The 12,094-nt window shown below is 38.4% G+C and carries 16 protein-coding genes; 10 read left to right on the forward strand and 6 right to left on the reverse strand.

Going from position 1 to position 12,094, the window contains the following annotated elements:
- Positions 1-8: 8 nt before the first annotated feature.
- The 5 genes from BUC12_RS04930 to BUC12_RS04950 all read right to left on the reverse strand — a co-directional run bounded on the left by BUC12_RS04930 (position 9) and on the right by BUC12_RS04950 (position 4,794).
- Positions 9-950 (reverse strand): hydrogen peroxide-inducible genes activator, encoded by a 942-nt coding sequence (locus BUC12_RS04930; RefSeq protein WP_062176138.1) that lies wholly within the window; start codon positions 948-950, stop codon positions 9-11.
- Positions 951-999: 49 nt separating this feature from the next.
- Entirely contained in the window at positions 1,000-1,668 is a 669-nt protein-coding gene (locus BUC12_RS04935) for a YggS family pyridoxal phosphate-dependent enzyme (RefSeq protein WP_062176135.1), read from the reverse strand.
- A gap of 1 nt (position 1,669) precedes the next feature.
- On the reverse strand, positions 1,670-2,134 hold the full coding sequence (locus BUC12_RS04940) for a DUF4494 domain-containing protein (protein WP_062176132.1): 465 nt from the start codon (positions 2,132-2,134) through the stop codon (positions 1,670-1,672).
- A gap of 191 nt (positions 2,135-2,325) precedes the next feature.
- Entirely contained in the window at positions 2,326-3,468 is a 1,143-nt protein-coding gene (gene galK / locus BUC12_RS04945; protein WP_062176129.1) for a galactokinase, read from the reverse strand.
- Between the two features lie 447 nt (positions 3,469-3,915).
- Positions 3,916-4,794 carry a DUF4139 domain-containing protein gene (locus tag BUC12_RS04950; protein WP_073357287.1) on the reverse strand — a complete coding sequence of 293 codons (879 nt, stop codon included), beginning with the start codon at positions 4,792-4,794 and terminating at the stop codon, positions 3,916-3,918.
- A gap of 248 nt (positions 4,795-5,042) precedes the next feature.
- Here BUC12_RS04950 and BUC12_RS04955 point away from each other — a divergent pair, with 248 nt between their 5' ends.
- The 8 genes from BUC12_RS04955 to BUC12_RS04995 all read left to right on the forward strand — a co-directional run bounded on the left by BUC12_RS04955 (position 5,043) and on the right by BUC12_RS04995 (position 10,926).
- Complete coding sequence (locus tag BUC12_RS04955; protein ID WP_062176122.1) at positions 5,043-5,237, forward strand: hypothetical protein; 195 nt, start codon at positions 5,043-5,045, stop codon at positions 5,235-5,237.
- Positions 5,221-5,478 (forward strand): hypothetical protein, encoded by a 258-nt coding sequence (locus tag BUC12_RS04960; protein ID WP_062176119.1) that lies wholly within the window; start codon positions 5,221-5,223, stop codon positions 5,476-5,478. The genes BUC12_RS04955 and BUC12_RS04960 overlap by 17 nt, the downstream gene beginning before the upstream one ends.
- A gap of 447 nt (positions 5,479-5,925) precedes the next feature.
- The gene (locus tag BUC12_RS04970; protein WP_175552606.1) at positions 5,926-6,945 is read left to right on the forward strand and encodes a transposase; all 1,020 of its coding nucleotides are present in this window, start codon (positions 5,926-5,928) and stop codon (positions 6,943-6,945) included.
- 372 nt (positions 6,946-7,317) lie between these two features.
- Positions 7,318-7,920, forward strand: coding sequence for a hypothetical protein (locus BUC12_RS04975; protein WP_139262003.1), 603 nt, complete (start codon positions 7,318-7,320; stop codon positions 7,918-7,920).
- A 12-nt stretch (positions 7,921-7,932) separates the two neighbouring features.
- Positions 7,933-8,892 (forward strand): hypothetical protein, encoded by a 960-nt coding sequence (locus tag BUC12_RS04980; protein ID WP_062176110.1) that lies wholly within the window; start codon positions 7,933-7,935, stop codon positions 8,890-8,892.
- 292 nt (positions 8,893-9,184) lie between these two features.
- On the forward strand, positions 9,185-9,406 hold the full coding sequence (locus BUC12_RS04985) for a hypothetical protein (protein WP_062176107.1): 222 nt from the start codon (positions 9,185-9,187) through the stop codon (positions 9,404-9,406).
- 277 nt (positions 9,407-9,683) lie between these two features.
- Positions 9,684-10,385, forward strand: a complete 702-nt coding sequence (locus tag BUC12_RS04990) for a hypothetical protein (protein WP_062176103.1) — start codon at positions 9,684-9,686, stop codon at positions 10,383-10,385.
- 55 nt (positions 10,386-10,440) lie between these two features.
- Positions 10,441-10,926 (forward strand): hypothetical protein, encoded by a 486-nt coding sequence (locus BUC12_RS04995; protein ID WP_062176100.1) that lies wholly within the window; start codon positions 10,441-10,443, stop codon positions 10,924-10,926.
- Here BUC12_RS04995 and BUC12_RS05000 read toward each other — a convergent pair.
- Complete coding sequence (locus tag BUC12_RS05000) at positions 10,923-11,387, reverse strand: PDDEXK family nuclease (RefSeq protein WP_062176097.1); 465 nt, start codon at positions 11,385-11,387, stop codon at positions 10,923-10,925. The genes BUC12_RS04995 and BUC12_RS05000 overlap by 4 nt on opposite strands.
- A 35-nt stretch (positions 11,388-11,422) precedes the next feature.
- On the opposite strand from BUC12_RS05000, the gene BUC12_RS05005 reads away from it, so the two are divergent.
- Positions 11,423-11,626 (forward strand): hypothetical protein, encoded by a 204-nt coding sequence (locus tag BUC12_RS05005; RefSeq protein WP_062176094.1) that lies wholly within the window; start codon positions 11,423-11,425, stop codon positions 11,624-11,626.
- Positions 11,610-12,077 (forward strand): hypothetical protein, encoded by a 468-nt coding sequence (locus BUC12_RS19855; RefSeq protein ID WP_139262004.1) that lies wholly within the window; start codon positions 11,610-11,612, stop codon positions 12,075-12,077. The genes BUC12_RS05005 and BUC12_RS19855 overlap by 17 nt, the downstream gene beginning before the upstream one ends.
- Positions 12,078-12,094 lie beyond the last annotated feature (17 nt).

The raw sequence follows: 12,094 nt of genomic DNA on the forward strand, positions 1-12,094 counted from the left end.
ATACTTGATCAGATATCAACAACAAACTTCTTCAATTCCGCATTCAATAACTGAGGAGGAACAGCTTTCTTTACTTCATCGATAATGATACTCAAAACCCGTTCTCTCAAGAACTCCTTACGTGTAACTAAACTGATCTCACGAACCGGAGAAATATCCTTCAACGGACGGATATTCTGCTTTTGCTTATCGTTCAACTGATCAATAGCCATTTCCGGAATAATAGTCAGCCCACTATTATTATCTACAATATTGATCAGTGTTCCAATACTTCCTGCTTCGTATGTAAACAGTGTATGAGAACTCTTGCGTTTACGCAGATTACAAATACGTAGTATCTGGCTTCTAAAACAGTGAACTTCTTCTAGTAACCAAAGCTTATTTATATTCAAATCCTCTTCATCCAGTTCTTTCTTTGCATATAGGGAAGTCTCACGGGGAGATACATATGCATAAAATCGTTCGTAATAAATCGGATGTTCTTTCAACTTATCATTTTTAAGAGGAGTTGCCAAAATAGCCCCATCTAAAGACCCATTGAGAAGACGGTCTATAATCTGGGTAGTAGTGGTTTCTTCAATAACCAGCTCTATATCATAGCCATTTTCTTCGTGCCTCAACATCAGTTTGGGCAAAAGATATGGTGCTATAGTAGGGATGATACCCAGCTTGAAAGTACCTTTTACAATACCTTTTTCCTCCTGTATTATCTCCTTTACCTGCTTCACCTGTGAAACAATAACTCTTGCCTGATTTATAATCTGAGTTCCTATCGGAGTTGGTTGAACGGGCAACTGGCTACGATCAAATATCTTCACCCCGAGCTCATCTTCGAGCTTCTGAATCATCATACTTAATGTAGGCTGAGTCACAAATGACGCCTCGGCTGCTTTTGCAAAATGACGGTGATTATCGACTGCGATAATGTATTCCAACTGTTGTATATTCATATTCGAAAAAGTTGTATCTTTTAAGTAAAAGTATATATTCGAATGAGTCTCAATATTCCCTTTCTCCGAAGATAGATGTCCCTACACGAACGATAGTAGCACCCTCTTCTATGGCTATTTTATAATCATGAGACATGCCCATCGATATTTCACAGAACTGAGAACATTCTGAGAAATAAGAATCTTTCAATTCTTCATAAAAAGAATTTAAGGTCTTAAACTCATTTCGTATTTGTATTTCATCGTCAGTCAAAGTCGCCATTCCCATCACCCCTGCAATCTGAATGTATTGTAACGCAGACCAATTCTGATTATCCAGCATTTCACGGCATTCATCATAGCTAAAGCCGTATTTAGTATCTTCCTGAGCGATCTTTATTTCAAGTAGGCAACGGATTGTCCGGTTGACTGCTTGTGCATGTTTATTTATCTCTGTCAATATCTTCCAACTATCAACACTCTGAATAGTATGAATATACGGAACAATAAACTTCACTTTATTAGTCTGAAGATGACCTATCAGATGCCATTCGATATCAGACGGTAATTCCTTCGCCTTTTCATCCAGTTCCTGAACACGGCTTTCTCCAAAAACACGCTGACCGGCATTATAGGCCTGCATCAAAGCTTCTTTCGGATGGAATTTAGAAATGGCCACCAACTTAACCCTTTCGGGCAATTGGCTCTTTATTGTATCTAAATTCGATGCGATGCTCATCTTACTCTTCTTTTGTATACTCGATCTTCCCTTTATCGTCTGTTGAATAAGGGAAAACATCCATTAATGCTGTTTCTGTCAGAGAAGCAATACTGTAGTCAGCCATAGTTCCAACCATACCTTTCTCTACAACCTCCAATGCATCTTTTATATCCGATGCCTGAGCCAACATCTGAACAGCTGTTTTCTTCTCCATTCCACTCTTTTCGTCTAAAGTGATGAAGTATACTTTTGCCTTGTAATAGCGGTCTCCGTTTTCATTAAAGAACAACTCAGCAAGTTTTGCACGCTTAATATCGGCTATTGTAAACTCTCCGGCAATATAAGGTTTTAGCTCTTCGATGATACGAGCTTCGGCTTCCGTAAATGATAATGCATCTACCAGATAAGGTTCGGTCACTTTTTTCTGTGTTCCGTTCTCCATCGTTTTCTCGTAAGCCACCTTACATTCAAACCAATTATACATATAGATTTTATTGTTTTAATTTACTTATACAAACAAGACTTTCCCATGTCGACAAAACCAATATCGGAGCAGAGACTCTTATTTCAAGAAACAAAAATAGCAATTATTTATATATTTAAGTCTTCTCTGATAAATAAAATTTATAAATAAAAGCCGGCTATCTATAAGCCGGCTCAATTAACATTTATTTTTTACAGTTTACGGGCACCGTCTTTTATCACCACATCATAAACTTTCGGTTTGATGCGGAATTTTTGCTCGTAACTTTCAGTTGCACGCTTGATAAATCCATCATGTAGTTCATTCTTTACCAAGTTGATAGTACAACCTCCGAAACCGCCACCCATTACACGTGAGCCTGTTACACCACATTGACGGGCTACATCATTCAAGAAGTCTAACTCCTCGCAGCTTACCTCGTATTTGCGGCTAAGCCCGATATGTGTTTCGTACATTTTCTTGCCCACTGTTTCGTAGTCTCCTTTTTTCAAGGCATCACAAGCTTCGTCCATACGTTGAATTTCTTCGATCACGAACTCTGCGCGCATATAATCTTCGGCACTCACTTCGTTTACCACTTCTTTCAACATATCAATGGTTGCATCCCTCAACAATTCAACCTCAGGATGGTATTTACGGATGTAAGAAGCAGCATTCTCACACGACTCGCGGCGTTTGTTGTATGCAGATGAAGCCAGTTCATGGGCAACACAGGTATTAATCAATACCAAACGGTATCCTTCTGGATTAAACGGAATGTACTCGTATTCCAATGAACGGCAATCCAAACGGATAAGCGAACCTTCTTTACCGAAGCAAGAAGCAAACTGATCCATAATACCGCATTTTACTCCTACATAGTTATGTTCTGTAGCCTGACCGATTTTAGCTAATTCAAAACGGTCGAATCCTAAACTGTATATATCATTCAAAGCAAAACCAAAACAACTTTCTAAAGCTGCGGAAGAAGACATACCTGCACCCAGAGGTACATCTCCGGCGAACACACAGTCGAATCCTTTGATTTTAGCTCCACGTTTCATCATCTCGTGGCAAACACCAAATATATATTTACCCCACTGTTTGATCGGAATATCATCCAACCCGAATTCATCCATTTCTTCAAGGTCAACAGCGTAAGCTCTTACACGATCTTCAGTTCCGTTTGGCTTGATCATGCAATACATTGCTTTGTCGATAGCTCCCGGAAGAACAAAACCTCCATTATAGTCGGTATGTTCTCCGATAAGGTTGATACGACCCGGTGATGTGTATAGCTGACCTCCGTCACCGAACAATGATTTGAATTTTTCTGAAATAACAGTAGTTTTCATGGTTCTTTATTCTATTTTATATATTTAATGAATAGTTTTAATCGCATTTATTCTTTGAGGTATAAAATTAACACTTATTTCCGTTCCGAATAATTTTTTCCGTACAATTGGCAACTTTTTTAATCTTTTAACTATCTCCGATTTATTCCGGTTTCAATGACAAAAAAAGTGACAAACTTATACAGAAAGGTGACATTAAAGTGACAGATAAACAATTGGTGTCACCTTTTTTATTTCTTGACAATAAGGAATTTACCCTTCTCAAAGTGACATTTGAAGCAAAAGTGACAATATTTTTTATTTTTCTTTTTATTCATTTCTCTATAAATCTGTTTTCTGTATAGATAAAAAGCCGGGCAAGTGAAAATATTGCATTTGTACATACCATCCATAAGCAAACAGGGCAGCTTTTATAGCCACCCTGTTATTATATTCTTATCTCGGATATTAAAGGTTCAGGTTCATTCCTTTCGGATATTTTACACTGTAACTGATCTCATAAGTTTTGGTAGCCCCGGCAGGCAGTTCTTCTTCCCAGCTTATAACCCCTATATCTTCTTTATTAGCGGTCCATGGGGTAGTATCTTTTGTTATCAACTCCACTTCGATGTTTTTCTGGGTCGAAATCGGATACTGGTCTTTCAATACCATCTTCACCGGTTTCGTCTGGTTATTCTTTACAGTTATGCGGTAAGTAAAGACCTGTTTTGTTCCGCTATCCAGAAATTTAGTACTGCTGAAATCTTTCAATCTTTCGCGTTTTACTGTAACTCGTTTATCTGACCCGAGAGTTAGTGCCAGTTTTTGAGTTGTAGAACGGGTGTCGATCATCGACTCTCCTACATAAGTACCATCGTAAGTTATATTAGCCTTACCACTAAGCAGATTCAGTTTCTCCCAATCCGCTATTTCTGCCAGCAAATATGTCTCGGTATCCAGTTTAGGTGCACTGTAATATTTATATTCGGCTTGTACCTGTTTTGTTTGCAGGTCTATACTTTGCACTTTTCCATTTCCCTGTATCGTATAGGGTATATCGATATTGTATGTAACATTCATATCGTTGTCAGACATAGTAATATAATCATCCATACTGTTTTTCAAGGTTATTACCTCTACCCCTCCGGTAGCGCTGCTACCATATATGGCAGTAGCATCAGAGCCTGTCAATCTTTGGCGGCTTTTTATCATAGACGGATCAAGTGCAGCCACATATACGGCATCAACAGGATTGCCATCGACAATATAAAGTAACTCGGCTTGCTTATCTTTTCGCGTACCATATGCTGTAGTTACTACTTCCTGTAATTCCTGAGCCGGCATCATATCATACTCTTAGATTTGTAAATTGTTAAATGGGTTATAGACAGTTAATCTTTACAGTGTTATGAGAAATGAATATTACTTGATAGGTCTCGGCCTAGAGACTGGAATTGAATTGTCTGAGGAGGTGGCTAATAGACTTATTGCTAAGGGTCTGCTCGTTTTGGACGGTACGGAAATTCTTAAATCTATTGATGTTAAATTCTACTGGTTGAAAATTGCTATTTAATGTAAACTTTAATACTTGTATTATGTCTAAGCGTAAATTACATAAGATTTTCTTGCCTGCTGGTGAAAATGTTTCTCTAGGCTCGTTTATTCGTATAACTGGTCTTGAGGCTAAAAGGTTTCTTGCATCTGGTGTTATCGTTCCCTCTGATAATCCTTCTTTATATACAGTTACTATATTTTATCAAATATCTGATTCTTATGGCAAAGCAATCTAATGATGTAATATCTTTTGGTTTTGGTTTATACCGTGCTGAAATCGTTGTTAAAGCCGGTAAGGCTGTTGTTACTTACTTTTATGAAGGTGCTAATCGCGAATCCTCTTTACTTCATTTCGCAGTTAATGAGATTACGCAATATAATTCTGTTCGTCTTAGTTTTTTGCGCGAAAAAACGCAAAAATATGCTGCTCAGAATTCTTTGAAGTTAGTCGATTCTTTATTTGATCCTAGATCTTGACCGATATGACTGATGTGGCTTATAATATCTTATGTACTCAGTATCGTTGGCTGGTCTCATATATATCAGCGAATTACAGGATCAAAGTTTACTCACGCGCTATTAACCGTTTGGTTGGTGTCTGGGGGCTTGTTTCTCTTGTTGGTTTTGATTTATGCTTTAAGTTCTTGAATCGTGCTTATTCGTCTATTGACGATAAGTTAACGTTTAAGCTTAGACGTGGTCTAAAAGTTACTTTTTATTCCCGTTAATGAACAAAATGCTCTTGTTTATATTCTATTAATACCTAAGCGGAACGGGTGAACTAAATATCTTACTAGATTCAAGGTCTATCATTCGTTATAGTCCCGTTCCGTTTTTTTTGTCAATAGGTCTAGATAGAAAAATAGCATTAAAGGGCTGGTAAGAGTTATAGAAAGTTTGATAAGTGGGTTAATTAATATGAATATGAAAATAAACAAAAATCTTATGTCCGATCGTTATTGTATTGGTGTTGACGTCTCAAAGAAGACTCTGGATATTCGTATCTATGCATCTGAAAATATGTTATCATCTAACTATGTTCAGGTGTCTAATGATTTATCCGGGTTTACTTCTTTTGCCCGCTGGTTAAAACAGCGTAATATCTCCTGGCCTGATGTTCTTATTTGTATGGAACATACGGGTTATTATGGTTATGACTTCCGTTCTTTTTTGCAGGAGAAAGATGTGTTTTATAGCGTTGTTTCCGGTTTGGAAATAAAGCGGTCTATGGGTCTCGTTCGTGGTAAATCCGATAATATAGACGCCGGGCGTATAGCCCGTTATTGTTATCTTCATCGTGACGAGCTAAAACGATCGATAGGTAAATCTTCTGAGATGCTTATGATTCAAAGGCTACTTAGCGAGCGTTCCGATTATAAAAAGCGCGCATCTCGTGCGAGGGCTTATCTTACCGATCATAGACAAGCGCCGGATACTCCGGTTTATCGTCGTTATGAGTCTGATCTTAAGCATTGTACATCTGTTTTAAAGGTTATTGAGTTGGATATTATTCATTTAATAGAATCCGATGTCGATCTATATCGTAACTTTTCGTTACTGATCAGTATCGTTGGTATTTCGTTTATTAATGCTGCAAATGTCCTTTTATATACTGATAATTTTCGGCTGTTTAAAGACGCTCGGAGTTATGCTAGTTACGTCGGTGTTGCTCCCTTCCCTTATCGTTCAGGTACAAGTGTCTATTCTGCTGATCGCGTGTCTAAATTATGCGCCCGGCATTTAAAATCTGATCTGACTCAGGGTGCTTTGTCTGCTATTACTCATGACCCTGAATTAAGGGCTTATTATAAAAGAAAAATCGCTTCCGGAAAATCTTCCGGGAGCGTTTTAAATGCAGTTAAATTTAAACTTATTGAACGGATGTTTTGCGTTGTTAAGCGTGGCGCTCCGTACGTTAAGTTATCTAATCATGTATCTCTGTAATGTCTTTGTTTTCTTTATAGTGATTATTATTAATTGTTTGAATCTTAAGCGGTTTCGTTGTGAAACGCGACCGCTTTCTTTGAAAAGAGTTTCTTTATTGTTTTATTAAATATATTATTGATTATGAGAGTTTTAAACCAAAACGGAAATATTTCCGACTTGCAAGTCGAAAATGGTACTTTCTTCTTGCTTTTTGATGTGACTAAAAGTCAGGGTTATGACAGTTTACCTGCTTTTTTTGGCGATTTGGCATTACCTACCTCCGATACGTTAAAAGTGTTGTATACTTCTCGTGCGGGTGGTCAGCGTACATTAATACCTTCTCTGCCTATTCTTCCTTTAACTATCGCTGCTACTATGGGAGAACAACATTTGAAATGTTATCTAGACGCGAATGGAAAGATTAATCGTGTTGTCTTCCCTGTTATGATCGGTGCGGGTGGTGCTCTGTCGCTTGATGACAATAGTTATATCTCTGTATCGACTAACTTTAGCAGTCTTGCTACGATTACACCTAGTGCTGCTGATGATGGTTTGAGTTTGCAAATCTATGCTGTCGATACTGTTAAATCGAATCTTGCGTTTATGTACGAATCTATTCATCTGAATGCCAGTTCTCAAAAAGCTATTGATTTGACGAATAGTAATCAGCTTATTATGTCTAAACAGATACTTGATTTTCAATTGCTTGCAAAGGAAAATCAGTATTCTGTGAACTGGTCTGAACGAGAAATTGAGTCTGTCGCTCGTGCACAGAATGACTTGTTAGCTATGTTTGGTAATGATATCTCTGCTACCCGTGTTATTCAGGGACAGAATGTTACTTCTAATCTTGGTTTTGAAGCGGTTACTATTGCTTCCGGTGGTGCATATTATAATGCTATCGGCGTTACAGACTTTGCCACTGCTAAAGTGACGAGTAAATATGATGATCGTGCGTATGTTCTGCGCGTGGTCGATACTTCTGTCCTTTAATATTCTTGGTTTATGAGTATATTCAGTTCTATTGGTAAGGTCGCTTCGAGCGTCGTTAAATCGGTTGGTAAAGTTGCAAGTTCCGCCGTTAAGGTGGTTGCAAAAGTTGCCAGTCCGGTGTTAAAAGTTACTCCGGGTGTTGGCCAAATCTACGATGCCGCTACGGCTCTCGTAGGTGTTGACCCTGTTGTGGCTCTCGGTAATACTGTAGGCGGTGTTCTCGGTGGCGGAAATATTGGAGAGAATATTTCTACTGGTTTAAAGGCAAGTGTTACGGGTGGTCTTGTCAGTGTCTTATTCCCCTCGAAGGTTAAGCCCGGTGAAGAATTGCCGAAAACGTCGGCTGATTCTCCCGGGGTGTATACTTATGAAGATGGCAGTTATGCGTATACTGTGAATGCTGATCAATCGGTTACTTATAATCCGGTCGATCTTACATCGCCTCCGATCAATGCCGCTGAGACCGCTAACGGTTCTCTTGTATCTCTTCCTGAGTCGTTGGGTGCAAAAAGTATGTATGTAAAGCAGTTACTTGATTCTTATGGACATCCTTTGGGAGTCGATAAAGCTAATATGACTCTTTCAGCGGTGAATAGTTATGTCACAGGGCAGGCTCCGTTATCAGGTGCTCAACAAAGTAATTTAATTGCTCTGGACGTCGTTAATCAGGATCCTGAGGCCTTGGCTTATACTGCTGAGACTTTAGCCGTGGCAACGAAGAAGAAATCTATTGACTGGGTTGCTCTGTTGTCTGGTCTCTGGAACACTGCAAAAGCGGCTGATATACCCGGTGTTTCTGATGCCTTGAAAAAGGCCGAAGGACAGGCTATAAACGTCGTTACGGGCGTTGTTGAAGAAACAACGGCGCAAAAGATGGCGCGGTTTATTAAAGATAATATGCTACTTGTTATCGGTGGTCTCGTGGCCCTGATCTTGCTTGTGATGTTCTCCCTGGGTCGTCGAACCCGTTAATCTAGTAAGCTATAATAATCTTTTTTTTTTTTACTTTTTTTAATTATAAAAATAATCAGATAAGAATTTTTTACCTGCGCCAATAACGCTAAAAAGAGAAAGCAAAACACGGGTTAATTTTAATCGGATTTTTAAGCTATTACTATAGTTAAAAATTTGTTAAAATTGTAAAAGTTGATTGCTGTTCTAGCCCTTTCTATGTCTCAATTTTCGGTGTTATGCCTCCCGTGTTTTGTGTCTCTTTGGGCGTTATTTCCTTTGTGAAAGATTCTTATCCTAAAACCAAATTACGATGAAAACTATAGTTAAGTACATGGCTTTGTTTGCCATTATTGCAGTTGCTGCAAAAAGTTTTGTTGATGCCTTTACTCCCGAGTATGAGGCATGGCGTGAAAAATACCCTCCAGAAGTTGAACCAGACGAAGCTGACGAAGACCCTAGTGAGGTGGCAGCTAACGTTGTTACTGCAGCTGATCTGTTTAAAGCAGACGGTTCAGAGAAAGGGGGTCTGTAATGGCACGTCGTAGAACTTCCCGCAGGCGTTACGGCTTTAGACGTCGTTTTCGTCGTTATCGTACCCGTTTCCGTGGTTATTTCCGTCGGTTCCGTTCCTTTCGTCCTTTCAGACGTTTTAGACGTCGCCGTTCATCTTCTGGGCGTGGTTTGTTTTCTGGTCGCCGTACTCGGATTTTGGGTTTTGGTGTTCCTACTATTCTGTTGGTTTTGGCGGTAATTGTCGCTATTTGGAAATGGCAGCCTATAAAAACATGGGTTAGCAAATTTATAAAGGTATGAATAAGGGAATTTTGGCTTTTCTCATTGCTGGCGTTCTTGCTGTTATTAGCTTCCTTGTCTGGAAGCTATTAATAGCTAAGAAGACTTCGGATGTTGTTACACCGTCTGTTCCTGTTCCTGTTAATAACCCTATAAGCTCTCAGAGCGTCAACAATATTGGCGGTTATGTAAATGTTAGTCCTGAATCTACTCTTGATTCTGATAGTGTTCACACTAGCAGTGTCTTGCATAATGACTCTAAGGGTTTTTCGGCTTCTTATCAGGAAACTTTGACCTTTGACAAGACAGCACTTAGTCAGCGTTCGAATAATCCCGGTGCTTTGTTCTGGGATGGTTCGACTAACTGGCAGGGAATGAATAAATCTAAAACAAAGTCGGGTGCTATTATGTATTTTGATAATTTTGATTATGGCGTTCGAGCGCAGCTCATGACGCTAAAGAACTACTTCAAAAAGCATGGTTTAAATACGCTGCTTGGTATTACTACCCGTTATGCTCCTTATGGACATGAAAGCAATGATCCGGCCGCGTATGCCCGTACTTTAGCTTCTTACTTGGGTATCGATGTTGACACTAAATTTGATTTAGATGTAAACAGGAATATGCTTGCTGCTTTAGGTTATTTTATCCATCGTGTTGAAGCTGGTTACTTCTGGATACCACGTTCTAAATACCTTGAATGGGCTCCTAAAGTGTAATATTGTTGAATTTATAGAGCCTGTATAGTCAGGCTTTATTTAAATTGTATATTTTATGGCTATTTTGAATAAAAGTGCATCTCCTGCAGGAGATACATTCGGTATTATACAGAATGTATTTGTTTGGTTTATCGTTATTGCTTGCGGTTTCTTGTTGTATAAGTTATATCAGAAGGTTTTTGGTTCTTCTGGTGCAGGTACTGTAACCAGTTCTCAGGAAAAGGAAATATTAAATCATTCTTCTGATCGGATGTCTAACGGTAATACGTATATGCAGTCTGCTGAATGGCTTTTTAATGAGCTTTGGGCTTCGGATGCCTTTTTTCCTTGGTTGAAAAATACTGATGAAGCTGTCGTAGGTCGGTTTATGTTGACTGTTACTAAGTCTGAATTTCAGCAATTGTCGTCTGTTTATTTACTATTAAAGAGAGAAAAGCGTTCTTGGTATCAGCAGATGGATTTGAACGCTTCTCTTTCTTCTGATTTAGATGTCTTGTTTAGTTCTTCTGATAAAGTTATGTATATGGAACATTTGTCTTAGAGGATAATGAGTATAGATGTAGTGATTCCTATAATAATCCCTATTCCTGTTCCTATTCCTATATTTATTATTCCTTGCGATCTTTTGTCGTTAATTACCGTTTCGATGTAGTTTTTATTGTATGTTTTTGGCTTTTCGTCTATTATTTTTTTAATTATTCGTGCGGTGTCTTTTATGTCGTGTTCTTCTTTTAGTAGTGAATTAGGGATTCTTATAGTGTAGTATCCTTTAACCATTGAATAGTATGTTCTTAATATATCTCTTTTTGCTTGTTCTTTGTCTAAATTGTGATGAGAACCGTCTATTTCTATGTTTATAAACTTGTTCGGTATGGCTATGTCTATGTGTTTGTATCCGTCGTATTTCTCTAGCTCTGATCTTATGCCTAATAGCTGTAGTTCCTTGTTTAGTCTTTTTGCTACAAGTGTTGGTTCTGGTTTTTGGGTGTTTTCTCTGTTCATGTTCTTTAAATTTTAAAAATTAATACTGTAAAATAATGGAAAATAATCCAGAAAAAGAAATAGTTTTTATTGAAGGTCGATCTTATGAAGTGATTGATCATGCCAGTTGTTTGGGATGTTTCTTTGAGTTGGACAATGGTAATTGTTCTGCACCCTATCTGCTTGGTTGCTCTCCTCAATTCCGTTCAGGTGACCGTTCAGTTATTTTTAAGCTAATTGAGAATGAAGAAAATAATTAACAGTTGGCTTTTCCTCTGCTATCTACGCGAGGAAAAGCGCTTTGTTTGTCATTGCATAACAGAAGGTAGTTTTACTAATGCGATGGCGTCGCATGGGAAATTATTCCCTATGCACAACGTTGTATTTGTTCTTAGCGTTCCGTCTTACTTATGTGAGGTTTTTTGTATGTATTTACAGAGTTTTTTCGCTGATTCGGCTGCCGTATCAGCTTCTTTAAATTCCCGCTTGACGGCTTCTTCTTCTCAGTTTGTTGTTGCTCCTGTTAAGACCTATCTGGGTCTTATTCCTCTTAGTTATAGCGATGTCTCCCGGGTTCTGGTCTTTAGTAACTGGTCCGGTGAATATTATGAGAATGCCTGTGCATTTGTGCTGCATTCTTCATTCCTGGAATACTTTAACGCTATATTCTATAGTTCCCGTTCTAATAATACCCTACATATCTTTTCGTGATGGATATAAAAAATAAT

Source organism: Indolivaga macrotermitis, assembly GCF_900128985.1.
Taxonomy (GTDB): Bacteria; Bacteroidota; Bacteroidia; order Bacteroidales; family Dysgonomonadaceae; genus Dysgonomonas_A; species Dysgonomonas_A macrotermitis.

Coding starts and splice junctions, on each gene's coding strand:
- BUC12_RS04930 (WP_062176138.1), bottom strand. CDS start 950: ATGAATATACAACAGTTGGAATACATTATCGCAGTCGATAATCACCGT.
- BUC12_RS04935 (WP_062176135.1), bottom strand. CDS start 1,668: ATGAGCATCGCATCGAATTTAGATACAATAAAGAGCCAATTGCCCGAA.
- BUC12_RS04940 (WP_062176132.1), bottom strand. CDS start 2,134: ATGTATAATTGGTTTGAATGTAAGGTGGCTTACGAGAAAACGATGGAG.
- galK (WP_062176129.1), bottom strand. CDS start 3,468: ATGAAAACTACTGTTATTTCAGAAAAATTCAAATCATTGTTCGGTGAC.
- BUC12_RS04950 (WP_073357287.1), bottom strand. CDS start 4,794: ATGATGCCGGCTCAGGAATTACAGGAAGTAGTAACTACAGCATATGGT.
- BUC12_RS04955 (WP_062176122.1), top strand. CDS start 5,043: ATGTCTAAGCGTAAATTACATAAGATTTTCTTGCCTGCTGGTGAAAAT.
- BUC12_RS04960 (WP_062176119.1), top strand. CDS start 5,221: ATGGCAAAGCAATCTAATGATGTAATATCTTTTGGTTTTGGTTTATAC.
- BUC12_RS04970 (WP_175552606.1), top strand. CDS start 5,926: ATGAAAATAAACAAAAATCTTATGTCCGATCGTTATTGTATTGGTGTT.
- BUC12_RS04980 (WP_062176110.1), top strand. CDS start 7,933: ATGAGTATATTCAGTTCTATTGGTAAGGTCGCTTCGAGCGTCGTTAAA.
- BUC12_RS04985 (WP_062176107.1), top strand. CDS start 9,185: ATGAAAACTATAGTTAAGTACATGGCTTTGTTTGCCATTATTGCAGTT.
- BUC12_RS04990 (WP_062176103.1), top strand. CDS start 9,684: ATGAATAAGGGAATTTTGGCTTTTCTCATTGCTGGCGTTCTTGCTGTT.
- BUC12_RS04995 (WP_062176100.1), top strand. CDS start 10,441: ATGGCTATTTTGAATAAAAGTGCATCTCCTGCAGGAGATACATTCGGT.
- BUC12_RS05000 (WP_062176097.1), bottom strand. CDS start 11,387: ATGAACAGAGAAAACACCCAAAAACCAGAACCAACACTTGTAGCAAAA.
- BUC12_RS05005 (WP_062176094.1), top strand. CDS start 11,423: ATGGAAAATAATCCAGAAAAAGAAATAGTTTTTATTGAAGGTCGATCT.
- BUC12_RS19855 (WP_139262004.1), top strand. CDS start 11,610: ATGAAGAAAATAATTAACAGTTGGCTTTTCCTCTGCTATCTACGCGAG.